21 protein-coding genes and 1 pseudogene are annotated in these 23,671 nt (G+C 66.2%); 7 read left to right on the top strand and 15 right to left on the bottom strand.

Annotated elements, in window-relative coordinates; translation table 11 throughout:
- Window positions 1-132: 132 nt before the first annotated feature.
- From ftsL to CHEID_RS03960, 5 genes are all read right to left on the bottom strand, one after another.
- Entirely contained in the window at window positions 133-1,014 is an 882-nt protein-coding gene (ftsL, locus tag CHEID_RS03980; protein WP_273661313.1) for a cell division protein FtsL, read from the bottom strand.
- Window positions 1,015-1,027: 13 nt separating this feature from the next.
- Entirely contained in the window at window positions 1,028-2,017 is a 990-nt protein-coding gene (gene rsmH, locus CHEID_RS03975) for a 16S rRNA (cytosine(1402)-N(4))-methyltransferase RsmH (RefSeq protein ID WP_112770147.1), read from the bottom strand.
- Between the two features lie 532 nt (window positions 2,018-2,549).
- Complete coding sequence (gene mraZ, locus CHEID_RS03970; RefSeq protein WP_112770144.1) at window positions 2,550-2,981, bottom strand: division/cell wall cluster transcriptional repressor MraZ; 432 nt, start codon at window positions 2,979-2,981, stop codon at window positions 2,550-2,552.
- 538 nt (window positions 2,982-3,519) lie between these two features.
- Window positions 3,520-3,915 (bottom strand): DUF3040 domain-containing protein, encoded by a 396-nt coding sequence (locus CHEID_RS03965; protein ID WP_112770143.1) that lies wholly within the window; start codon window positions 3,913-3,915, stop codon window positions 3,520-3,522.
- 299 nt (window positions 3,916-4,214) lie between these two features.
- On the bottom strand, window positions 4,215-4,634 hold the full coding sequence (locus tag CHEID_RS03960) for an SAV_6107 family HEPN domain-containing protein (protein WP_112770142.1): 420 nt from the start codon (window positions 4,632-4,634) through the stop codon (window positions 4,215-4,217).
- Between the two features lie 189 nt (window positions 4,635-4,823).
- Here CHEID_RS03960 and CHEID_RS03955 point away from each other — a divergent pair, with 189 nt between their 5' ends.
- The gene (locus CHEID_RS03955; protein ID WP_112770146.1) at window positions 4,824-5,465 is read left to right on the top strand and encodes a GNAT family N-acetyltransferase; all 642 of its coding nucleotides are present in this window, start codon (window positions 4,824-4,826) and stop codon (window positions 5,463-5,465) included.
- On the opposite strand, the gene CHEID_RS03950 is transcribed toward CHEID_RS03955, so the two are convergent.
- On the bottom strand, window positions 5,462-6,451 hold the full coding sequence (locus tag CHEID_RS03950) for a methylenetetrahydrofolate reductase (protein WP_112770141.1): 990 nt from the start codon (window positions 6,449-6,451) through the stop codon (window positions 5,462-5,464). The two genes, CHEID_RS03955 and CHEID_RS03950, sit on opposite strands and share 4 nt — an antisense overlap.
- Before the next feature lie 198 nt (window positions 6,452-6,649).
- Between CHEID_RS03950 and CHEID_RS03945 the strand changes: the two genes are divergently transcribed.
- The 3 genes from CHEID_RS03945 to CHEID_RS03935 are packed head-to-tail and all read left to right on the top strand — an operon-like array spanning window position 6,650 to window position 11,168.
- Window positions 6,650-7,795: a polyprenyl synthetase family protein gene (locus tag CHEID_RS03945; RefSeq protein ID WP_112770140.1), complete on the top strand. Its 1,146-nt coding sequence runs from the start codon at window positions 6,650-6,652 to the stop codon at window positions 7,793-7,795.
- Between the two features lie 5 nt (window positions 7,796-7,800).
- Window positions 7,801-9,555 carry a phytoene desaturase family protein gene (gene crtI / locus CHEID_RS03940; protein WP_273661305.1) on the top strand — a complete coding sequence of 585 codons (1,755 nt, stop codon included), beginning with the start codon at window positions 7,801-7,803 and terminating at the stop codon, window positions 9,553-9,555.
- Complete coding sequence (locus CHEID_RS03935; RefSeq protein WP_112770162.1) at window positions 9,552-11,168, top strand: alpha-(1->6)-mannopyranosyltransferase A; 1,617 nt, start codon at window positions 9,552-9,554, stop codon at window positions 11,166-11,168. Before crtI ends, CHEID_RS03935 begins: the two co-directional genes overlap by 4 nt.
- Here the strand turns inward: CHEID_RS03935 and CHEID_RS03930 are convergent.
- Window positions 11,161-11,532, bottom strand: a complete 372-nt coding sequence (locus CHEID_RS03930; protein WP_112770164.1) for an Rv2175c family DNA-binding protein — start codon at window positions 11,530-11,532, stop codon at window positions 11,161-11,163. The genes CHEID_RS03935 and CHEID_RS03930 overlap by 8 nt on opposite strands.
- A gap of 286 nt (window positions 11,533-11,818) precedes the next feature.
- Between CHEID_RS03930 and CHEID_RS03925 the strand changes: the two are divergent.
- A pseudogene (locus CHEID_RS03925) lies at window positions 11,819-12,832 on the top strand (protein kinase domain-containing protein); the annotation flags it as partial.
- Between the two features lie 713 nt (window positions 12,833-13,545).
- Window positions 13,546-13,926 (top strand): PASTA domain-containing protein, encoded by a 381-nt coding sequence (locus tag CHEID_RS10545; RefSeq protein ID WP_181645961.1) that lies wholly within the window; start codon window positions 13,546-13,548, stop codon window positions 13,924-13,926.
- Between the two features lie 140 nt (window positions 13,927-14,066).
- Here the strand turns inward: CHEID_RS10545 and CHEID_RS03915 are convergent, their stop codons facing one another.
- The 8 genes from CHEID_RS03915 to CHEID_RS03880 form a co-directional block, all read right to left on the bottom strand.
- Window positions 14,067-15,455 (bottom strand): class II 3-deoxy-7-phosphoheptulonate synthase, encoded by a 1,389-nt coding sequence (locus CHEID_RS03915; protein WP_112770163.1) that lies wholly within the window; start codon window positions 15,453-15,455, stop codon window positions 14,067-14,069.
- Between the two features lie 33 nt (window positions 15,456-15,488).
- Entirely contained in the window at window positions 15,489-16,022 is a 534-nt protein-coding gene (locus CHEID_RS03910; RefSeq protein ID WP_112770159.1) for a polyadenylate-specific 3'-exoribonuclease AS, read from the bottom strand.
- A 37-nt stretch (window positions 16,023-16,059) separates the two neighbouring features.
- Window positions 16,060-17,190: an acyltransferase family protein gene (locus CHEID_RS03905; protein ID WP_112770158.1), complete on the bottom strand. Its 1,131-nt coding sequence runs from the start codon at window positions 17,188-17,190 to the stop codon at window positions 16,060-16,062.
- A 37-nt stretch (window positions 17,191-17,227) separates the two neighbouring features.
- Window positions 17,228-17,968: a lysophospholipid acyltransferase family protein gene (locus CHEID_RS03900; protein WP_273661302.1), complete on the bottom strand. Its 741-nt coding sequence runs from the start codon at window positions 17,966-17,968 to the stop codon at window positions 17,228-17,230.
- Window positions 17,969-17,971: 3 nt separating this feature from the next.
- Window positions 17,972-18,988 carry an ROK family protein gene (locus CHEID_RS03895; protein ID WP_238599448.1) on the bottom strand — a complete coding sequence of 339 codons (1,017 nt, stop codon included), beginning with the start codon at window positions 18,986-18,988 and terminating at the stop codon, window positions 17,972-17,974.
- Window positions 18,989-19,033: 45 nt separating this feature from the next.
- Window positions 19,034-20,266, bottom strand: a complete 1,233-nt coding sequence (locus CHEID_RS03890) for a glycosyltransferase family 4 protein (RefSeq protein WP_273661473.1) — start codon at window positions 20,264-20,266, stop codon at window positions 19,034-19,036.
- A gap of 14 nt (window positions 20,267-20,280) precedes the next feature.
- Window positions 20,281-21,510: an NlpC/P60 family protein gene (locus CHEID_RS03885; RefSeq protein ID WP_112768973.1), complete on the bottom strand. Its 1,230-nt coding sequence runs from the start codon at window positions 21,508-21,510 to the stop codon at window positions 20,281-20,283.
- Window positions 21,511-21,736: 226 nt separating this feature from the next.
- A complete protein-coding gene (locus CHEID_RS03880; protein WP_112768972.1) occupies window positions 21,737-22,360 on the bottom strand; it encodes a C40 family peptidase in 624 nt (207 codons plus the stop codon).
- Between the two features lie 656 nt (window positions 22,361-23,016).
- On the opposite strand from CHEID_RS03880, the gene CHEID_RS03875 reads away from it, so the two are divergent.
- The gene (locus CHEID_RS03875) at window positions 23,017-23,631 is read left to right on the top strand and encodes a 3'-5' exonuclease (RefSeq protein WP_112768971.1); all 615 of its coding nucleotides are present in this window, start codon (window positions 23,017-23,019) and stop codon (window positions 23,629-23,631) included.
- Window positions 23,632-23,671 lie beyond the last annotated feature (40 nt).

Genomic DNA, 23,671 nt, shown 5'->3' with positions numbered 1-23,671 from the left:
TTGTGTACCGGCCGGCGGACAAAATCCGTCTCGGCACCGCTGCGGCGTGTCACGTGCGATTGGAGTTGGGGGTGGGGCGAAGGCGAGCTCGAACAAGGGGTCCGTATTGCCCGCCTCGGCCGACCGCGGAACTTAGGTGCGGGGAGCAACGGGGGCTGCCGGTGCCGAGGCCGGGGCTGCCGGGGCCGCAGCGGGAGGGGCGGCAGGCGCAGCCGCAGCGGGCGGGGCAACAGGAGCAGCGGGCCCAGTCGACGGCGCATAGGGCAACTCCGCCGCCTGGGGTGCGCCGGCGGGCTGCCCGGGTGTGCCCCGAATCACTGCGGCTTGTCCGGCGGGATCGGAAGGGGCCAGCCCTGGGACGTTGGCGGTCTCGGCGGGGTTGGACGTAGCCCCCCGGCGCTGTTGGCGGCCGTTGACGTCCTGAATCGGCCGATTGCCCTCAGCATTGCTGGGCCGGGTCTCCACGATGTCCCGCCCATCCGCTCCCCGAGCCTCCAAAACACCGGGTTGGTTGGGCACGACCATGCCCAACTGCGCGGCCCGCTCCGCGACGTGACCAGAGGACCGGGCGACGGTGACATCCCGCTCCAGGCTCTCCAGCTCGTTGCCCACAGAAGTCGTCTGCTTGCGCGCCTCGGCGATCCGGAAGGACTGGTCCGTTGTCACCGCCGACAAGTACATGATCACCGCGATGCCCACGATCAGCATCGCCGCGACCACCCCCACGAGGCGAACGACGGCCGAGTTGGCGCGGTTGTAGTCCACCACTCGCCGACCGCGGACGGAGACGGTGCGCCGTGCGCCCACCGAAGTCCGAGGTGCCGCCGCTGCCCCGGTGCGGGGGGAGGTGCGTCGAGTCTGGGTTGCCGAGGGAGATGCCGCCGCCGCGCGCTCGACGCGGCGCGGGCCCACGGGGGTCTGCGTGGCCCCGGGGGTTTTCCGGCGGTCGGGTCGGAATGCCGTGCGGCGCTCAGTCCGGGGTGGCAGGTCGTGGAGGGTACCTGTCGGGGGCATGAGGGGGGTGTCCTTAACGTTCTTGGTGGGGCCGGGAGGTGTGCTGTCGGATGCGTTGCGCGGCTCGCACGCGAACGGGAGCTGCTCGGGGGTTGGCGTCGATCTCGGCTGGGCCAGCCCGCTCAGCCCCGCGGGTGAGCAGTTCGAACTCCGGTTCGGTGCCGGGCAGTTCCATGGGCAGCCCTGCCGGGGTGCGGGAAGTCGTGGCCTCCGAGAAAGCGCGCTTGACCAGGCGATCTTCGAGGGATTGGTAGCTCATAAACACCGCTACTCCCCCGATGGGCAGGCAGCCGAGCGCCGCGGGGATGACGCGCTCCAGGGCCTCCAGCTCTCGGTTGACCTCCACGCGCAATGCCTGGAAGGTCCGTTTGGCGGGGTGACCGCCTGTGCGCCGACTCGCCGCGGGGATGGTCGCGTAAAGCAGTTCCACGAGGCGCCCGGAGGTAGCAAACGGCTCGCGCTCCCGTTCCCGGAGGACAGCGGAGGCGATTTTGCCTGCGAAGCGCTCATCGCCGTAAGTCTTGAGCACGCGGGCCAGGTCCCCGTGCGAATACGTGTTCAGCACATCTGCGGCGGTGAGCGGGAGTTCCGGGTCCATGCGCATGTCCAGGGGCGCGTCGGTGCGATAGGCGAAACCCCGTTCCTCCCGGTCCAACTGCATGGAGGACACGCCGAGGTCGAAGAAGCATGCGGCTACGCCAGTCCGCCGGACGCTCTCCGACACATCGCCGCTGGACACCAGGCTGTCGAGCGTTTCCGGGAGAGCATCGAATCGCGTCTTTGCGCTGACGAAGCGGGGCCCGAAGGGGGCAAGGCGTGCACCGGCTTCCCGCAGGGCGTCCGGATCACGGTCCAGGCCCACGACGATGGCGGTGGGGAAAGCGCGGAGAAAGGCCTCACTGTGTCCCCCGGCGCCGAGGGTCCCGTCGACGATGACGGGTGCTTCCGGTTCTTTCCAATTGTGGACGCCAATACCTACCAGCTCCACCATCCGTTCGCACATCACCGGAGTGTGCCCGGGCTGAACACCGGCCGCGGTCTCGGCGGGACGAACTCCGGCCGAAGTGTCGGCGGACTGGGATGCGTGGTCGGGTGTGGTGCGCGATGGCGCGCCGGGGGTGATGCTCATGTTCTGGGGCACCTCCTTTCTGTGGGGGATGGCTCGTAGGTGGCTCGGTGTGGCCGGTTCGCGGGGATATAGCCGGTTGGCAGGACGGGATTGACTGTCAGGGCCCGGCTAGTTCCCGGATACGGCCGGTTGGCGGGGTACGGCCGGTAGCAGCTGGGGGCGGGAAAAAGGGGGCCGTCGGCGGCGGTAGCTGGGGTGCTACGGACAGGGCCCCACCTGGATGGCTCCGCGGGCTTGATGTTGGGGAAGTACATCAAACGACCACGTTGTTCATCCAGGTGAGGGCCTGACCGCAACACGGTGATCTCCGACTGATCGCTCGGGTGGTCGCCCGGGTGGTCGCCGAATGCTCTCCGGGTTCTGACCTGGCCATCGCTGCGCCGAAGCCGACGGAGGTGAGGGGCACCTAGAGGAACTCGGCGAAGGCCTCGTCGATCCCCTCGGAGAAGTCCGCCTCGTGCTCGCGGTTGTATTCGGACCAGGAGTCGGCATCCCAAATCTCTAGGAAATCCACCGATCCGATGACAACGCATTCCTTGGCGAGCCCCGCATAGTTCCGATGCCCAGCGGAGATGGAGATCCGCCCCTGTGAATCCGGGGTTTGTTCATCTGCGCTGGCGGCGAGGTTTCGAACGAACGCCCTGGCTTTGGGGTTCGTCCGGGAGGCGGCCGCCGCTTTGCGTGCTCGCACGAGGAATTCCCCGCGCGGATACACCGCCAGGCTGCGGTCCTGACCCTTTACCACCATGCAGCCATCGTGGAGTTGCTCGCGGAACTTAGCGGGGAGCGTGAGGCGGCCTTTGTCGTCCAGCTTGGGGCTAAAGGTGCCGAAGAACACGTCTGCGGTTCCTTTCTGCCGTCGTCGCTGTCAGCCCCACACGTTCCCAATCCGCAAGCAAAACCCCTGGTCGCGATACCGGGCCCTTACTTGCTCTGTGGAGTTATTCGGCGTGAACAGCCACTCCAGTTGTTTGGCGGAAGACCCTGCACGTGGGATGCGGGGAATCCCCCTGGTCACTGCACCAGCTGTCACATGAGCCCCATGCTACCCCACTTTCCCCCACGCAACCCACAATTAGCGGTCAGCGTTTGTCTCTCCAGAAGGCTTCTCAACTACTTTCTGCTGGTCTTACTGGTCTTTCCCGGCGTGGGGGGAAGTGGGGGAAAATTCCTCACCGGGGTGTCGCCGGGGGGCGTCGCTTGAAGTGGTGCGTGGGCACCATTCGCCGGGGAACCTTCCTGCGCATGCAAAAACCCAGGATGACGGCTGTTGTTACCGACATCCTGGGTTTCGGCCCAGTGTCTATGGGGTCCGGCCCACTGGGCGTGTGGGGTGACCCAGCGCCTACGGGAAAGGGCCTTGTGTGTGCCTCTAGCTAGCGCTCAAATCGCTTCCGGAAGTTGTTCTCCATCCGGTCCCCTAGGTTGCCATTGGGAACACGGGCCCGACCCGGGCGGGACTTGCCACGCTGGGGGGCGCTTCCCACCTTCGGGGAGGGTTGAGTGCCCCGGAAGCCCAACATGCCCCCGGCGAACATGATAAGGAACCCCAGAATGCTGAGGGCCACGAACCACAGGGAGTGCTGGGCCAACGCGATGCCCCCGATAAGCGTGACGAGCCCAAGGAGAAGCAGTGCGACACAGCGAATGTTGAAGGAAAAGCCGGAGTGCGACCCGGCCTTCGCCGCACGCTGGGCGAAGCGCGGGTCCTCCGCAGCCAGCGCTTGCTCGATCTCCGCGAGCATGCGCTGTTCCTTCTCAGATAAAGCCACGGTTGTCCTCCACTCTGGACGGTCTTGTTCACGGTTGACACGGTGTGCGAACGGCACGGCGCGCCGAGCAAAATCCGGCCGATCAAGTTGGTTCGATCGAGCTAGTGATAGCCCAATCCACCAGTTTTCGTTGCTGACGCTTTCACACTCTCACGGTGTCAACGCCACGGGCGGGTTTTTAGTTCCTCAAGCGGACCTGCCCGGAACTGGTTGCCTGCGCCTGCGCTTACAACCCCATCGTAGTCGCTCCGGCGTGTTCCTTAGATCCGATTGCCCAGACCACTACGGCAGATTCTCCCCTACCCGGCTGCCCCCAAGGTCTGCGGCTGCAAGCCGGCGGCTAGGCGCGCCTCCTCGATCAGTGCGCTGGCGTCGCGGTAGACGGCGTCCATAACAGAGCTCGGAACCTCCCGCTCCAACCCCATGTCCACCCGATTCACATAGCGCGCATGAGCCTCAAAGTTCGCCGCCCGATCCGCACGCTCCGGGGACACCCGACGCAACCGGGACCACGCAGACCCGGCCGGCAGGCGCTTGCGCCCCTTTCGCTCCGATTCGATGAGAGAACCGGCGGCCCGCAGGGCTGCCCGATAGGCGTACACGATGGCCACCTCCGCCGTCGCCGCAGTGCGAGCGAGTTCCAACTGATCTTCGGCAGCAGCCACGAAGGCCCGCGCATCGGGGCGAGTCTGCCACCCTCTCCGCTGCTGTGTCGCCATTGTTCGGCCCACCTTTCCAGTCCTGGTCACCGGCGCTCCGGAGTCCCTGTCTTTGGTGCTGCTCACGCTAACGCCGCTGCGGGACATCGCCATGCCATGATACCGGTTTTATAGAACATATGTTCGATGCGACCAACCTTTACCCTAAAGCTGCACCTTTGCGTGGACAACCGTGGCACCATGGACCGCATGTTCAGCCAGCCCACCGTGCCCCCCGCTGCCCTGCGGGTGGACGTGGTTCGCCTGAACCCCGACCAGTTCCTGCGCCACCTGGACCGGCTCGTGGACATCCACCTCGCTGCCATGAGGTATCCCCGTTCCGCCCACCAGGGCCGCCGGGTCTTGTGGCGTTCGAATGCCCAGGAGCCGCAGTTTGCTTGTCACGTAGCTCTGGCGCATCCGCACGGCGAGACTGCCAACCCCGATGCTGACGGCCACCACCCCGTTGGCGTGTGCTTCAGCTTCCTCGGCACCGCCGCCACCTTCTGGTACAACTCCGTCTATGCGGGTCTTCGCAACATCGGCTGGAGCACCGAAGCTATCCGGGAGTTCATGGGCAGCTACACGGAACTCTCCGAGGTGCACCTCCTACCGGAGTGGCAGAACCAGGGCGTGGGCACCCAGTTGTTGGCCCAGCATCTGCGCACCGTGTCCACCCCGGCTGTGATGCTGTCCACCCCGGAGGCGCGTGACGAGGGCAACCGGGCCTGGTCGCTCTACCGCAAGTTCGGTTTCCGGGATGTTCTCCGGGACTTCCACTTCGGCGGAGACCCCAGGCCTTTTGGGATCCTGCGGCGGGAACGGCCGGACATCCCCGAAGTTCGCAGCTAGCGAACCATGTCGTGGCCGTACTCTTCCCCCCAGGCTGGAGCCATCCCGAGGTTGTGCAGGACCTCCTGGGTCGCCCGCACGTTATTCATCGTCATGAAGTGCAGGTCAGGGGCGCCCTCGGCGATGAGGCGCTCAGCCATCCTCGTGGTGATACCAATGCCCACCTCCCGGATGCGATCGCGATTGGCTCGCTCGTCCCCACCGGCGGCTGAAAGCAGCTCCCGCTCGATGTCGGCGGGCAGTTGGGCCCCCGCGAGCTCCATCTGCTTGCGTACAGAGCGCAGGGAGGTGATGGGCATGAGCCCAGGGATGATGGGCTTAGCCCCCTCCGTCGGGTCGGCTGCGGCCAACCTGTCTCGCAGGCGCAGATAATGGTCGACGTCGAAGAACATCTGGGTGATGGAGTACTGGGCCCCGGCTCGGAGTTTGCGGAGGGTGATCTCCGTGTCCTGCTGCAGATCATTGGCCCGGTAGTGGCCCTCGGGGAAGCTAGCAATGCCGATATCGAAAAAACGCCCCTCCGGCATGGCGGTGACCAGCTCGATCAACTCGCTGGCATACCTCAGGCCACCCGGTGTTTGCACCCACTGGCCCGTGGGATCCCCCGGAGGGTCCCCCCGCAGCGCCAACAGGTTGGTCAACCCCAGGCTGGCGTAGGCCCGGACCATGTGGATGAGCTCGGGGACCGTGTGCTCCACCAACGTGGTGTGTACCAGGGTGGTCAACGGCTTAGTGGCCAGCCGGCGAGCGACGCGCAACGTGCGCTCCCGGGTGGATCCTCCCGCCCCGTAGGTCACGGACACGAAGCTGACCCCGAGGTCGTGAAAGGCCTCCGCCGCCGTGAACAAGCGCAGCTCGGCCTCGTCATCCCGGGGTGGCATGAACTCGACCGAGAAGGGTACCCGCCCGGGGGTGTTGAAACGCAGGGTGTCGGAGACCGCGACCTGGCGGTACGGCAGGGGGGCGGGGCGGGGAGAATCCGGCATGTCAGGAATCTTAACGCCCGCGACGTGTGGTGCCCTCCAGACCACCGGCTCCTGCCGCCGCCGTCCATATCGCCGCTAGACTGAAGTTCTGCGTTCCCGCACATCGATCCAATCCGGTTTCTCAAGATGTGCACCTACGGTAGCCATTGTGCTGCCTGCTACTAGGCCCCGAAGCCTGAGAAAGGCACTACCGCTCCTATGCAACCGTGGACCGATCCCGGCCCCGCTTCCGCCCGCTGGGCGCCGTCAACGCCGTTGAGCGAGGTGCCCGCCGCCTGCCAAGAGGTCCTGCAGGCCTACTTAGAACAGTGCCGCAAAGAGTTCGGCGGCATCGATCCGCTGCTGGAGACAACTTTGGATGCCCTCGCGGACTTCATCCTCGGAGGAGGTAAACGAGTCCGCCCCACCCTCGCCTGGGCCGGAGTGAGGGCCGCCTGGGAGGGCGGCGGCGGCCACCCACACGACGGGGAGACCGAAGGTGGGGTTCCCCCACAGGCCTATCTCGCCGCAGTGAGCTCTCTGGAGCTCATTCAGGCGTGTGCGCTCATCCACGACGACATTATCGACGCCTCCGACCTCCGGCGTGGGCGCCCCACTGTCCACCGAGTCTTCGAGAAGCAGCACCGGGATCACTCCTGGCACGGTTCGCCGGAACACTACGGCATCAGCCAGGCCCTCCTCGCCGGGGACCTCGTCTTCGCGTGGGCAGACGACATGCTGACGGACTCCGGGGTGCCCACCCGGCACCAGGTGCGGGCCCGGCCCGCTTGGCGGGCGATGCGCACCGAAGTCATCGTTGGCCAGCAACTGGACATCGCAGTGGAAGCGCGCGGCAGCGACGACGTGGCCGATTCCCTAAAGGTGGTCAAGTACAAGACCGCCTCCTACACCGCGACCCGCCCGCTCCACCTCGGGGCTAGCCTGGGCGGCGCCGACGAGCGCACCGTGGATCTGCTCTGCCAGGTTGGACAGCAGATCGGGACGGCCTTTCAGCTCCGCGACGACCAGTTAGGGGTCTTCGGGGATCCCGCCGTCACCGGCAAGCCCAGCGGGGATGACCTGCGCACGGGCAAGCGAACCGCCCTGATCAACTCCGCTCTCGCCCGGGGCACGGCCGCCCAGCGCACTGAAGTTCACGAAGCCCTGGGGTCCATCAGCAGCGACGCGGATGTGGAGCTGATGCGCAAGGTCATCATCGCCACGGGTGCGCAAGACCACATCGAAGACACAATCCAAGGCCTCACCGACAGCGCCAACACCGCCCTACACAACAGCTGGCTACACTCCAGCATCATCGACGAGTTGGTAGGCTTTGCCTCCCGGCTCACCAACCGGAGGTTTTAACCACCATGGCTCCCCGTACCCGCAAAAGCCACCTCGACCTTGTCCGCCCCTCCATCCCCATGACTCGGGCGACGAAACGCCAACTTGTCCCCGGGAAAACCAACCATGTCGTCATCGTCGGCGCGGGACTGGCGGGACTCACCGCCGCCATCCGCGTGCGCGCCACGGGCCGGGACGTCACCGTCATCGACTCCGAAAGCACCGTCGGCGGGCGTTGCCGCACCGAATGGCTGACCTCTGGGCACGGCCGCTACGCCGCGGATACCGGCGCCTCGGTGTTCACCATGCCCTCCCTCGTGGAATCAGCCATCGCCTCCGTTGGCCTGCGCCCGCAGGACCTCGCTGAAGACCTGCCGGAAGGCTGGGGCCTGCATAAGCTCTCCCCGGCCTACCGGGCAGAGTTCGCATCCGGCCGCGTCCTGGGGGTGTACTCCAACTCGGACCGAATGCTCAGCGAGATCCGCCGCTTCGCCTCTGACCACTATTCCGCCGCCGACGTGGAGCGCATCCAACAGGGTTACCTGCACCACCGCGATTGGGCCGCCGAGCTGTTTGCCAGCAGTTTCGAAAACTTCCTCGCCGCGGACTTCGACTCCCCGCTGGACCTACTGTCCACGCCCGCGTCAGCCTCCGACCTTGGCCACCTCCTCAGCCTCGGGGCCTTCGGCAGCCTCGGGCGCAAAACCGAAAAACAGGTCATTGACCACGAACTGGCCCGCGTGCTGTCCTTCCAAGCCCTCTACGCCGGCGTGGCCCCCCGCAAGGCCCTCGCCGTGTACGCCGTGATCGCCCACATGGATACCTCCATGGGCGTCTACTACCCGCGCTTCGGCATCGGCGACGTCCCGGAACTAATGGCCGCCGCAGCCCGCAAGGTGGGCGTGTCCTTCCAGCTTGAGCGCGAGGTCGCCTCCTTCACCTTCGACGGGGACCACATCACCGCCGTCAACCTCAGCGACGGCGAGACCATCCCCGCAGATGCTGTCATTGCCACCCCCGACCTCCCGGTGATGGAGAAGCTCCTCAACGCCTCCCGCCCGGGAGCTGCCGATGGCACCGGGCGGCTGTCCCGGCTCGCGCGCCGCTATCGGCGTCCGAAATTGAATTGGTCCCCCTCCGCCGTCGTCATTCACGGCACCATCCCCACCGCCACGGCCGATGCCTGGGTCGGCCAGCAGGAGGCCACCCAAGCCGACGGGCACAGCGGTATGCACCACACCATCAGCTTCGGCCACGCCTGGGACCAAACCTTCCGGGAGATCACCGGCAAGAACCCCAGCAAGCGCGGCGAGCTGATGTCCGATCCCTCTCTGCTGGTCACCCGACCCGCCGCGAGCGCCCCCGCCCGCCGCCAGACCACCGATAGCGGCATGCGCTACGAACCCATCAGCGTGCTGGCCCCCGCCCCCAACCTCACCAAGGCACCCCTGGACTGGGATGCCATCACCGACCCCTACACCGAGGAAATCCTGGGCCTGCTCGAACAGCGCGGCTTCGCCGGGCTGGCTAGCGACATCTCCATCGCCCGCGTAGACACCCCCGCCACCTGGCTGGGCATGGGCCACGGCGCCGGCACCCCCTTCGCACTGGCCCACACGTTCACCCAAACCGGGCCCTTCCGGCCGCGCAACTACCCCGCCTACGGCATCGACAACCTGGTCATGGCGGGATCCAGCACCACCCCCGGCGTGGGCGTCCCCACCACCATCCTCTCCGGGGCCCTGGCCGCCCGCCGCATCGGCGGTGGAGGCGTGAAGTGACAGCGGCACTGCGCGCGATGTCCTGGCGGCGCGCGTGGTGGTTCGGCTTCCTCGGCAGCGTGGTCCTCACCCTGTGCTCCCACTGCGTCGGCGCCACCCGGGCCCGCGGCGGCGTGATGCAATGGTTGGGGCTCAGCGCGCTGACCTTCGGCCACGCCGCCGGGCTGCTCATCGCGGTCATGTGGCTAGCGATCGGGTCCATTCTGATCAGTTGGATCGTGGTGGGCGGCCACATCCTGCGCCGCGGGCGGGAATTATCGCTGGGCATGGTGGCCGGGTGGACCGCACCGCTCACCCTCGCCGGACCCCTGATGAGCCGGGACGTTTACTCCTACCTCATGCAGGGCACCCTCGCGCGGGACCACATCAACCCCTACACGCACGGGGCCGCCGCCAACCCAGGGCCGCTGCTGTTTGAAGTCAGCGCGGACTGGCGCAACACCACCACCCCCTACGGCCCGCTGCACCTGTGGCTGGGGCAGGCGATCACCACAGTGGTGGGGGACAATGTCACGCTGGGCGTGCTGGCGTACAAGGCGCTCTCCCTCGGCAGTTTCGCGGCCCTGGCCTGGGGGGTGGCGCGGCTCGCCCGGCAGTTCGGCACCAAACCCAGCGTGGCCGTGTGGCTGGGCGTGGCCAATCCGCTGTCGATCCTCCACCTGGTGGGGGGAATGCACAACGAGGTGACGATGATGGCCCTCGTCGTGCTGGGCCTGTACGCGGGGGTGCGCCTACGCCCGCTACGGGGTGCTGCCGCAGGTGTGGCCCTCATCGCAATTGGTACCGCCCTGAAGGCTACGGCCGTGGTGGGGCTACCCTTCCTGGTGTGGATCACCGTGTCTCGATTGGCCGGCAACGCGCCCTCCGGGTTGTTCCGGGAGCACCGCAATCGCTTGGTCGCGCTGCTCGGGGTGGGGCTGGGTTCCACGGCCCTGCTGTTGGCGATCGTGGAGGCAATCACGCTGGCCAGCGGTCAGTCCTGGCAGTGGTTGGCGACGGTGGCCGGCAACACGAAGGTGGTCAATCCCCTGTCCCTGTCCTCCGCCGTGGCCAGCACTCTGCAGCCACCGCTGTCGCAGTTCGATGACGACATCACCTTCAACCTCATCCTCGGTTACGTCCGCCCGGCGACGACGGCTGCCCTGGGGATGGGCTTGGTGGCCGCGTGGTGGGTATTCCGGCGCACCCCCCGGGAGGCCCTCAAAGGGGCAACCCTGGCGTACCTGTTGACCTGCATCTTCAATGCGGTTGTGCTGCCGTGGTACTACGCGCCATTGGTTGCTCTGCTGGGGGTGTGGGTCTCTCGCCGGTGGATGGTGTTCTTCACCGCTTGGGGGTCCATGGCGATGTGCATGATGTTCGATGGCGGAGGGGATAATCGGCTGTATGAGCCGTCCTGGGTGCTCTTCATTCTCGTGGTCACCTGGTTGATGGCGCGGGCCTGCCTGGGTTACCGGCCCGGTAAGCCAGAGGCAGAGACCGATTTGTGGACACCCTCCTTGAGCCTGCGCGCCCACCGGTCCCCCGTGGCTGTTCCAGCGAGTGCCGGTGCCAGCCTCTCCGCTTCCCTCCCTCGCCCAAGAGCGGAACTGAGCTCGCCGCCGACTAGCTGATTGCCATCGCCTGGGTCCGCCGCATGACTTCCCTGGCGAGGTGGCCGTGCAGTGCGTCCACCGGCCGACCTGGCAAGGAGTCATCGGGAGTGAACAGGTACTCCAGGGACTCCCGATGGCTGTAGCCCCCATCGCTGAGCAGCGCCAGCACGCCCGGGACAAACCGGTTGATCTCGCCATCCTCGGTGAAAAAGCGCTCGGGGATGTAGCGCACGGAATCTACGCGGATGTCCAACAGGCGCCCGGCGTTTAATTCGTCGAAGATTTTGGACGCCACCAACCCCGCGCGGTCCGCAGCCTCCGCGATGGTGATGACAGTCTCCCCCGCCGGTAGGCCCGCCGTGGGCTCCGCGAGCGTCAGGATGCGCGGGGCGGTGCGGGAGCGCGAGCCGGTGCTGGACGGGGGCGCCGACTGTTCGTGCGGTTCGGGGGCGTGGGGATTGCGTGTATTCACGGATCACACCCTAGCGGAGGCTCGCGGATAGTTATGCTCACGCCTGGGCCGTCGTCGGGGAACAACGCCTATACTCACTGTGAACCGGCTGGACTAGCCGTGAACCGGCGGGTGGTTCGCACCTGTTGTTCTTACCGTTCACTTGTCGGTCCACCGCCCAACCCCACCGTTGTCCACCGACGAGTAAGCGAAAGGGATGGCCGAGCACGCTGTGAAGAACCTCAGCCCCGGAAGCCTGCTCGACGATCGCTACCGCCTGGGCAGGGACATCGCCAGCGGAGGAATGTCCACGGTCTACCACGCTGTAGACGAACGCTTGGACCGTGAGGTGGCGGTGAAGGTCATGGACCCACTGCTGGCGGCGGACCCCACCTTTCGCATCCGCTTCGAGCGGGAGGCGCGGGCGGTAGCCCGGTTAAACCATCCCTCGCTGGTGAACGTTTTCGACCAGGGGGTGGACCGCAGTCACGACGGCGAGCTGGTCTTCCTGGTGATGGAGCTGGTCCCCGGCGGGTCCCTGCGGGAGCTGTTGAAGGAACGCGGACCGATGCCCCCGCATGCCGCCCTCGCGGTGATGTCGGAGGTGCTGACCGCGCTGTCCGTCGCGCACCGGACCGGGATGATCCACCGGGACATCAAGCCGGACAACGTGCTGATCAGCGATGAACACCAGGTCAAGCTCGCCGACTTCGGCCTGGTCCGGGCGATCGCCACGGGGGTGCAGAACACAGGGGGCTTGAGCCGCTCCGGATTGACGACTGCCCAGCGCGGGCTGGAGGACGGCTCCGGGGGTTCTGGCGCCACTGAACCTGGGGGGTCCCGGCCGCGGGAAACCACTCAGGTCATCGGAACGGCAGCGTACCTCTCCCCCGAACAAGTCCGCGGGGAGGAACTCAACCACGCGAGCGACGTTTATTCCGCCGGCATCCTGCTCTTCGAGCTCATCACCGGCCAAACACCCTTCCACGGCGAGACCGACGAGCTCACGGCCGTGGCCCGCCTGCGGGACTCGGTTCCTGCCCCCTCCGAGCTCATCGACGGGGTTCCACCGGCGATCGACGAACTTGTGGCCACCGCCTGCGCATTGCGGCCGGACGACCGCTTTGCCGACGGGGGTGAGTTTCGCCGCGCTGTCGTTCGAACCATTCGAGAGGAGAACCTGCCGGGCTTTATCGTCCCGGCACCGGTCAATTCTGCCGTGCGCCGTGCCCTGAAACAGGCGGACTTCGGCGAGCGGTTGTCGTGGGACGACGAGTCGATGGCCACCCGTGCCGTGCTACTACGAACCCAGCAGGTCGGCGCCGACCACACCTCAGAGCAAGCTGCGTTTGATCTCCCCGAGAGTGTGGCCGGGCAGGGACTGGGTCCCGATGATGCCTACGGCCAGCAGGGCAATGACCGGCTGGGGTATAGCTCCCAACCCCGTTACGCGTCGGCGTCCCCGGACCCCTCTCAGCACTACGACAGGGCAGTGGGAGAACCCCCAATGCCCCATGCGGCTGCGCCAGCACAACACCCGGCACCTCTAGCAGCGCACGTGGCTCCGGCCTCGCCCGCCATCGACCGAGCAGCCCAAAAACCACTAAGCAACCGCTCGGCGGGGGGCCGCGTGTTGTGGTTTCTCGTCATCACCGGGCTCGTAGCCGCGGTTGCCCTCGGGGGATGGTGGCTGACATCTGGGCGTTACGGGGAAGTGCCCAACGTCCTCGGAATGGAATCTTCCCTGGCCACCCGGACAATCGAACAAGCCGATTTTCACGCGCGCACCCAGCTGCGGTACGACAACGACACTCCGCTTCCCACATCCTGTCAGTAACTCCCGGCGGCGGGGAAAAGACCCGGCGCGGCGGGGAGGTGACGATCGTTGTGTCGCAGGGTCGTCCCACGGTTCCGGACACAGTCCCAGAACGCAGCCTGGAGGAAATGCAGACACTCCTGGAACAGCGCTCCCTACGGCACACTCTCGGCCCGAGTCTGTACGGTTCTACCCTCCCGGAGGGCAAGATCGCCCTGCTGGACCCGCCTAGCGGGACGAAAGTGGACACGGATACGGTGGTCACCATCCGGCTGTCGGGGGGCTCGGCAAACGCCGCAAGCACCAGTTCCACCGGAGGACAAGGTTCTGCGGCTACGTCCCTACCGCGGGTCATTGGACAGAGTGGCAATCGCGCTCGCAGCTCGCTGGAAGCCCTAGGACTTCACGTAACGGTCGAGGGCGGCTCCAGTGGCGTCGTGATCTCGCAAGAACCACAGGCGGGAGCGCGCGTCCAGCCCGGGGAGCACGTCACGATCCGCACCCTCTAAATACGATTCCCCCACCACGCGCGTGCCATCAGAGCCCGCGGCGGCGCGAATCATCCGACCCCCCGGCGGGGCGAACCGTCCGACCCCCCGGCGGCGCGAACCCGGACTTACTCCCCCCCCCCCGATGCGCGGGATAGCCCTTAGTTACGCAGCATCTCTGCGACGAGGAAGGCCAGCTCCAGAGACTGCTGGGTGTTCAGTCGCGGATCGACGGTCGTGGCGTAGCGCTCGGGCAGGTCGACGTCCGTAATGGATTGGCCGCCGCCCACCACCTCCGTTACGTCCTCACCAGTGAGCTCGATGTGAATGCCCCCGGGGTGGGTGCCGAGGGACCGGTGGACCTCGAAGAACCCCTGGACCTCGTCGATAATCCTGTCGAAGTCCCGCGTTTTGTACCCGTTAGAGCTGGTGTAGGTGTTGCCGTGCATGGGGTCGCACTGCCAAATGACCTTGTGCCCCGTAGCCTCCACGGCCTCCACGATGGCAGGAAGGACCTGGCGGACCTTGTCGTAACCCATGCGGGAGATCAGCGTGAGGCGACCCGGCTCGTTACGGGAATCCAGCGTGCGCACGTACTGCACCGCCTCCTCCGGAGTGGTCTTCGGGCCGATCTTGACCCCCACCGGATTGGAGATCACCGAGGCGAACTGGATGTGGGCATCCTCCACGCCGCGGGTCCGCTCCCCCACCCAGACCTGGTGGGCGGAGAGGTTGTAGAGGGCGTCGTCGCCATCCTCGGTGTGCGCGAGGCGCAGCATGGCACGCTCGTAGTCCAAGACCAGGGACTCGTGGGAAGCGTAGATGTCCGCGTTCCGCAGAGTTGGGGATTGTACGCCGCAGGCGCTCATGAACTCCAGGCCGCGATCGATCTCCTCCGCCAAAGCCTCGTAGCGAGCGCCGGCCGGCGATTCGGAGACGAACTCGCGGTTCCACTCGTGCAGCTTGTACAGATCAGCGGTGCCGGAACTGGTCAGCGCGCGGACGAGGTTCATGGCAGCCGAGGAGTTGGCGTACGCCCGAACCATTCGGGAGGGATCGTGGGCGCGGGCTTCCTCGGTGCTTTCCACGCCATTGACCAGGTCCCCGCGGTAGCTCAGCAACCCGGAGGAGTCCCGGTCCGCCGAGCGGGGTTTGGCGTACTGCCCGGCGATGCGGGCCATCTTGACCACTGGAGTGGAGGCACCGTAGGTAAGGACCACGGCCATCTGCAGCAAGGTTTTGATATTACCGCGGATGTGCGGCTCGGTGTTGGACTCGAAGGTCTCCGCGCAATCCCCGCCCTGCAGGAGGAATGCCCGGCCCAGGGCCACATCGGCCAACTGCTTCTTCAGTCGGCGGACCTCCGGGGCGACGACGATAGGAGGCACGGATTCCAGGATCCGACGCACGCGGGAGGCGTGGTCCTTATCCCAGCTCGGTTGCTGCTTCGCTTCTCGAGAGAGCGCGTCTTCCAGCTTGGCGGCAAGAGCCGGGGGAAGCGGCGGCAGGTCGGGAAGTTCGTCGAGCGGGGCATCAATAGTCCAAGCCATGGGGGGATCATACGTGAACCAGCCCACAGAAGACTACTTGGCCAACTCGGGCCCCTTTGCGGCGAGCGCCGCCATGGATTCCCGGTATTTCACGACGTTAAACCGCGCATCGACGAGGGCATCGTGGGCCCCCTGGGGTGGGGCGGGCAGCTTGGGGCGACCAGCAAATTCCCACAATTGCCGAAGCTCCCGGGTGTAGCGCGGTAGTTCCCGGGGCAGGGCGGTCATGTCTCCCCAAAGCTGGGCGATGGCGACGTGGTCGTAGGCACCCACCCACGCCCAGAGTTCGGGCCGCTGGTCGTAGGGCAGCCGCTGACCCGGCCGGGCTCCGGGCAGCAGAAAGGAATAGAGGGCCTGCCGTAATTCCGCTCGACTCATCCAGGCTGGGTGAGAGCGCGGCGGGAGCTGCGGCAATACGTGCCGCCGGACCCACGAGCCGGCCGCAGCGGCGTTGAATTCAGTGGAGACGGCGTAAAATTCACGGCCGTCCTCGGCCACCACTCCTACGGAGATCAGATCGATGGTTCGCCCATCTTCGATGAATTCGGTGTCGTAGAAGTAGCGCACGGTTGCCCATCTTAGGGTCTGGGCATCAGGTGCGGACCTAACGCACCCCCGACAGGGTCTCGACCCTGGCGCGATGATCCCCGGCGTGGCCCGCCGGGCGGTGGTGCCGCCGGGGCAGCGGCGGAGGGTAGAGAACCCACTGCAGGTAGGGGACCTTGCCGACGGCGTAGAAGAATGCGCCGGCCGCGGCGCAGGCGAGCATGCCCACAATCACCATTGGGTACGTGTGGGTAAGGAATCCATAGCGATCGGGATCGGAGTCCACGAGCGGCAGCACGATGGCAGAAAAGACCAGCGCCATGACAGCGTGATGTGAAACGTACACCGGCAGGGTGTGGCGCCCGATCCACTGCAGCGACCGGCCCACGACGGGAGTGTGGACGAGGGCAACGGCGAGAACGATTCCCATCGGGATCGCCGCGACGGCCCGCACCAAGTTGGCCACAGCGGTCTCGCTAGCGGTGAGCTCATTCCATTCTGCCCAGCGGGTGGTGTTGGCGTGATGGTACAGCACCTCGGAGAGAAGGTACACACATATGCTGGCGCCGGCCGCCCACCAGCGCCCGGCGCTCTGCGCGATAGCGAACATGAGCTCTCGGTAGCGCAACCCGATAAAGAAGGTCGGTGCGTAGATAACGATCTGGCGGAAGCCCTGATTCATCACTGCACCGGTCATGACTCCGATCAAGAGGGGCAGGCAGGACAGCGCCACGGCCAGAGGTGCCGGTTGCTTTCGCAGCAGCCACGCGGCCAGGTTGAACAGGATGAGCGCGTGGAGGAACCACAGCCCAGGGTCCCCGCTGACAATTGCTAACAGAAAGTTGCCCCAACTCAGCCGCTGGTCCAGCTCGAGCCGGAACACCGCTTGAACTGGAGTGAAGACGAGGTAAGGAATGAGCAGGAACCATAACCGCCGGTACCACAGATCCGCCAGGGAGCGCTGCAGAATGCGGTGCGCGAAGAGCCCGGACACCATGAAAAACAGGGGCATGCGCAGGGGGTCCAGAGCCGTCGAGATGAGCCCCACTGGGGTGTTCAGAGCATCTGGCACGGCGGTGACGACGTGCAGCAGACACACGCCGATGATGGATAGGCCTTTGGCGGTATCAGCCCAGCCGAGACGCTGCCGCGCGGTGGGGGCGGGTGGCTCGGCTGGGCTCATAGTCATCTATATGAACATACAATTTCTGACGTTCCGGTCAAGTTCACCTAGCTGTAACCGCGCCTGGCTCCGTCCCCGGGGGATAGCCTTTGCCCTCGTTAAGGCTCTTTTTCACATCCGCGGCGTAGAACCCAGCCACGTATTCCTGTCCGGAAAGCGCCGCTATCGCCGACATGATGCGATCTGTCATCTCACGGGCGGCGGCAAAGTCGTCCCCGGTGTTCTGATATCCAGCAGGGTCGATGGGCTTTCCCACGGCCACGCCGCAGCGAAAAGGCCGGGGCACCCACGTGTTGATGGGATTGACCTTGTTCGTGTTGATCATGGCCACCGGATACACGGGAACGGAGGTCTCCATGGCGATGCGGGCTAGGCCCGTCTTACCGCGGTAAAGCCGACCATCCGGGGAGCGGGTGCCCTCCGGGTACATTCCCAGCGCGTCCCCCTTGGCCAGTATCCCCTTGGCGGTTTTCAGTGCAGCACGCTGGGCATCCTTGTCGTCCCTGTCCAAGGGGACCTGCCCCACCGAGGAGAAGAACCACTTCTGGATTCCCCCAACCAACCCAGGAGTGGTGAAATACTCCTTTTTCGCCAGGAACGTGAGCTGCCGCTTGCACACCAGAGGCAGGAAGAAGGAATCCATGACGGCGAGGTGGTTGCTGGCCAAAAGCACCGGGCCGGTCTCCGGGATAGTCTTCACTCCCCGGGTGAAGGGCCGGTTGTACACCCACAGCAGCGGCCCGATAAAGACATGCTTCAGCCACCAGTACGTTTTGTTGTGCACGGTTCACCGGGCCTTTCTTGTTCTTCCGGGGCGTTCTGCTGCAGTAGTGTGCACCGTCTTCGCCGCTAAAAGCGCCACGCCAATCATACCGGCCTGGCCGCCCAACCGGGCCGTTTCGAGGCGAGCGAGCGGCCGGTGGCCCGCACCCACCACCGTCCGATCGCGAACACTCCGGGCCCGATCGAGATAGAGGTCCGCATCCGCGCTGACCCCTCCGCCCACAACAATGAGCTCCGGATCCACGATGTCCTGCACGATGGCAAGGCCCCGGCCCAGCCATGTGCCCAGATCCCGCATCACCGCCCGCGCCAGGGGGTCCCCCTCCCGGGCTAGCCGAACGATCGTTCGGCCCGAGATTTCCTCGGGGTGGTTGTGGAACTCCCGGGTCAGCGTGGAGTCCGGTGCCCGTCCCATAGCGATCATGTCCTGGGCGGTGAGCGTCAGCGCGCTGCCAGAGCAGTAGCGCTCCAGGCACCCCCGTTTGCCGCAGGGGCAGGTGCGCCCGCCAGGCACCGCTACCACATGTCCGAACTCCCCGGCGGTGCCGAAGGCCCCCCGGAAGATCTGCCCGTTGATCATGATGGCCCCGCCGATGCCCGTGCCCACTGCAAACAACACCCACGTTCCGGCCCCCTGTGCCGCACCGCAGAAGTACTCCCCCCACGCGGCGGCATTGGCGTCGTGCTCAATGATTACCGGTAGGCCCAATTTCGGCCGTAGGCGTTCGGCAACATTCGCACCCCGCCACGGCAGATGGGGCGCGAACCGCACGGTGGTCATGTCCTCTGCGATGAACCCGGCCACGGCCAGCCCCACGGCGGAGACCTGCGGATGACGACCGCGCAGCGCTCGAACGACATGCTCCACAGCCGTCTCCAGGGCGGGGACCGTCGAGGGCGTGGGAAGCTGCTCGCTATCCACCAGGCGCCCCGCCCCATCCACCACGGCTGCCCGGAGATTGGTGCCGCCGATGTCCACTCCGATGGTCAGGGCATCCGCGGGCAGCAGCAAGTCGGGCACGGGCGCACACACGCTTTCTTTCACGGTCCAATTACCGCAACAACGTTAGACCGTGGGGCTTGGGTAGTTCCAACTGTGTGCAGGCGGCACGCGGCCGTCGCCCGCCATGACGGCCTCGAACTGGGCGCCGAGGGCTGCCATTGTCCAGGCACGTCGAACGTGGTGCAGCCCCCGCTGGGCCATCTGCTCCCGAGCGTCGTCGTCGCTGAGGAGGCGAACGACCTCGTCCGCTATCGCCGCGCTATCCCGCCCGTCCACGGTGGTGCCGGTGACCCCCTCGACGACCGTTTCCGGGGCCCCGCCCCCGCGCCCCGCCACGACGGGGACACCGCAGGCCTGGGCCTCCAGGTAGACAATGCCCAGCCCCTCCACGGAAAGCCCCCCGGCCTGGGTGCGCACCGGCAGGGCGAAAAGGTCTCCGGCACCGAAATGGCTGGGCAGTTCGGCGAAGGGGACCGAACCGGTGAACGTCACATGGTCGGTCAAGCCCAAGTCCTTGACTTTTTTGGCTAGGGACGCCCCGTACCTCCCGAGCGGGCCAACGATGAGCAAGTGAGCACTTGGAATTCGCCGCACAATGTCGGGAAAAGCCGCGATGAGCGCGTCCTGCCCCTTGCGCGGAACCACCCGGGAGACCGCCACGACTACCCGCCGTTCCGCCAGGCCATAGCGGCGCCGTACCTCGGAACTCCCCTCCGGATCCGGCGTGAAGGTCGCAGTGTCCACACCACCCGGCATGGGCTCCCAAGCCACCGAGGGCCCGCACACCCCGGCCAGACGCGATCGCGCATAACGGGAGACGTAGGTCAGACAGTCGACGCGCTGACCAATCGCGCGCAAGATGTGCCGGGAGCCGGGGAACATCGACCAACCCACCTCGTGGCCGTGGGTAGACGCCACCACCCGGGCTACGCCGGCCCGGCGGGCGGCACCGGCCATGATTGCTAGAGGGGCGGCCGCGGCGAACCACACCGTGTCAATGTCATGCTCTGCGACGAGCCGCTGCATCCGGCGCGCCGTCGCGGGAGTGGGCAGCATGACCGACCTCGGCCACCGGACGACGCGGTAGGGCACGGCGGAATCGAACTCGGCAGCGGCTGCAGGATCCTGCGTGGAGGCGAAGACAACGATCCGATCCGGATCGTACGTGGCCAAATAGTCCCGCACGTAGGTTTGGATGCCACCGACCGTCGGCGGAAAGTCGTTGGTGACTACCAGGATCTTGGGCGGCGTCCCCGGCGTGCGCTTGAGCGGGGCCCCCACCCCGAAGGTGTGCATTCCCGCCATCGGAGTTAGTAGCGGACAGCGCCCACGATAGGCATGGAGTTCACCGGTACGACCTGCACGGGGATACCGTAGTCAGAGGCGTGAACGAGCTTGCCGTCGCCGATGTACATCCCCACGTGGGTAGCCCCTGGGTAGTAGGCCACAATGTCCCCGGGTTGGAGATCTTGCACGGAAACTTGCTTGCCCCCGGACAGTTGGGCCTGAGAGGTGCGGGGAATCGTCTTACCCACCTGCTGGTAAGCCCACATCATCAGCCCGGAGCAGTCGAAGGCGCTCGGGCCCGCAGCGCCCCAGGCGTAGGGGGAGCCCAGCTTGGACATCGCGGCTGCCACGGCACCGCCGACGTTCGCTGAGGCGGGGCCGGCAGCGGGCAGCTTTCCGAGGAACGTGGCCACATCCACATCAATCGGCCCCTTGCGGTCGACCCACTGGCGCTTCTGCTCGGGGGTGAATCCGTCCACGATCTTGGTGACCTGGGCCTTGAGGTCGGTCAGGGTGTGGTTGCGCTCGTCCAACTCCCGTTGCCGCTGGGCCAGATTGTTGGCCTGGAACTCCGCCTGGGCCTTGGCGCGCTTGGCCGCGCTGTTGGCCTCATGGGCAGACTGCAGGTCGGCCTCGAGGGCGGAGACGGCTCGATCCGTCCGATCCGCCAGCGCGTTCAAGTAGGCCGTGCGGTCGATGGCGGCCTGCGGCCCGCTGGCACCCACGACGGAGGAGACTGCGTCTACGGTAGCTCCGCGGTACTTCGCGGAGGAGATCTGGGACACCGACGTTTGGGATTCGTCCAGGCGCTGCTGTGCCTGGGCCAGTTGCTCCTCGGAACGCTGCGTGTCCGCCTTGATCTGATCGATGCGAGCCTGATTCTCGGCGATCCCGGCCCGGGTTTTCTCTACATTGTCGCTCGTGGCCGCAGCGGCCCGCGAAATGGTCTCCGCCCGGTTCAGCAGCCCATCAAAGTCCGTGGGAACCGGTTGTTCCAGCAGTCGCTGAACCTCTGCAGCCTCGGCATCGGCGGGTTTTACTGCAGGGCCCTCCCCCGGCGCTGGCGCTGCGGCGGACTGGCCGGCTTGGCCCTGCCCCTGCGGCGCCTGCTCCTGGGCCTGATTCTGCGGCGCGGGATCTGCAGCGGTGGTGGTGATTGCACCGGCCGACAGGCCACCGATCGTGGCGAACACTGCAGCGCGGGATATGGTCTGTCGAACTGTGTACCGCAGGAACGCGGACTGGATTGTCACGGTGGGCTTTTCCTTGGTGAAGCGAAGCGAGGTGGAGACAAAGGTGTAGGGACGGGAAACGAGGTGGCCTCATCTACATCGAAGATAGTAGGCGGCCACCCCGTTAGGGCCCAAAGCGCCGGATTAGTGTGCCACTCTTTCGGTTGGCACCCAACTCCCCACCTCCCCCCACGGACAAGGGCCGCAGGTAGGAGTCGGGCGAGGGTTTCCGGCAGAAGTAGGTGTTCTAGAAGCGTACGGCGTTGTTGATCGGCATGTAGTTCATGTCGTCCACCCGCACCGGCTCGCCCTCGTTGAGAGCGTGAACGATCTTGCCGCCGCCAATGTAGATGGCAACGTGGGACGCGCCGCTGTAGTAGGAGATGATGTCGCCGGGCTGCAGGCTTTCCACGGAGACCTGAGCGCCGCTAGCGGCCTGCGCGTCGGAGGTGCGGGGGATGGACTTGCCAGCCTGGCTGTAGGACCAGGAGGTCAGGCCGGAGCAGTCGAAGGCATCCGGGCCTGCAGCGCCCCAAGCGTAGGGGGCGCCCACCTTGCTGAGGGCGATGTCGGCAATGTGCTGACCGGTGGAGGAAGCCGGTGCCGGCAGCGCGGGTGCACCGGGGGCCGGGGCGGGAGCCGCGGGCATAGCGCCCTGTAGGTCGGCGGGCACACCCGGGATGGAGTTGATGAGAGGGACAACCTGAGGAGCCAGTTCTGCGGGAACATCGAAGGTGACGTTGGTGTTCGGAACGGTCACCGGCTGAGCGTCGGCAATGGCCGGGTTCAGGATGGCGGCGCCGGCGCCGACGGTGGCCATGATCGCGGACGTGCGGATGATGGTGTTCTTCTTCTGGCTGTGCTTACCCATGGGGCGGTTGGTTACCTTTCGGTCGGTGCTCGTCGGGCGCTTGTTCCCGCCCGAACAATGGTGAACTGTGCGCTTCCTCGGCGATACGCTGGTCGGCGTGTCCCCTGCGGGAGCGATGCGCCGGGACGCGCATCAAGTTTTCGAAATGTTCGGTATCCCCCCAGCGGAACCCTCGGGATGGGTATCCCGAGCTGACATGACCCACATTTCTCTGTGTCCGTGCCACCCGGTTCCTCTCGTGGAGCTCCGCTGGGTGATTCGTTACCTCTCGTCAAGGTCTCGAAAAGATTACGAAATAGTCACGGTTGTTGCAAAGCGAACCGCCGTTTCCGCGTGTTCCGGCCGATCCCGTGGCCCAATCGTGACTTTTCGGCGATTTTGTGGCGGGGGCGACCGCTGAGCCTTAATAGCTCTGGTTTCACCCATGCCACGGGCAAGGGAGCGCCTTTTGATGGGTGGCTCCCACTGCTGATAGCGCGCCGCTCTTAGCGTCCAGAAGAGAGAGTGTGACCTTCATCACATCATAGGGTGAATACCGCCTCGTGGTGGTTCCCAACGAACATCACGGGGGTTACCGCCGTGCCCCCCACGTGCCCGAAATCATCCGACGCCGCGTACCCACCGGGCCCGAGCTGGCGGGCGTACGCTGACACCCAATGTCCCCTACGCAGCCGTCGCCAGCTCTCAGCCCCCACGAGGCCCAAGGACGCCTCCGCAGTGCCCTACACGGCAACGCCCTCGTCGTGGACCTGGAGACCACCGGCCTGGATCCCCTCCGCGACCGCATCATCGAGATCGCCGCTGTGCGCCTGCGCAATGGGCACCTCGCCGAACATTGGTCCACCCTGGTCAACCCCGGCCGCGCCATCCCCCGCGAGGTCTCTGCTCTCACCGGTTTCACCGACAGCACGGTGGCAGGCGCCCCCGCCTTCGGCGAGGTCCTCGGGGGGCTCTCGGAGATCATCTCAAGCGCCGCGGTGCTCATTGGACACAATGTTGAGTTCGACGCCACCTTCCTCAGCGCGGAAACAGCACGGCTAGCGCAGCGGGACCCCCACCTTCCCCTTTTAGAGGCGCCACGCCTGTGTACTGCCGCCGCAGCCCGGGCCCTCGTGCCCAGAGAGTCAGTGGGCCGCTACACCTTGAGCAACCTCGCCGCCCACTTCGCGATCCCCTACGACAATCCCCACCGGGCATCCTCCGACGCCTTAGCAACCGCCCGCCTGTTGCGGGCCCTCTCTGCGTGCTCGCCCCCCACGCCCCGCCGTTGAACCCTCAATAGGCCCGCACATCCGACCGACGCGCGCTTGA

Origin of the sequence: Corynebacterium heidelbergense (assembly GCF_028609845.1) — a bacterium.
Classification (GTDB): domain Bacteria; phylum Actinomycetota; class Actinomycetes; order Mycobacteriales; family Mycobacteriaceae; genus Corynebacterium; species Corynebacterium heidelbergense.
The sequence above is the reverse complement of the archived record's forward strand: the minus strand, read 5'-3'. Positions and strand labels throughout refer to the sequence as shown.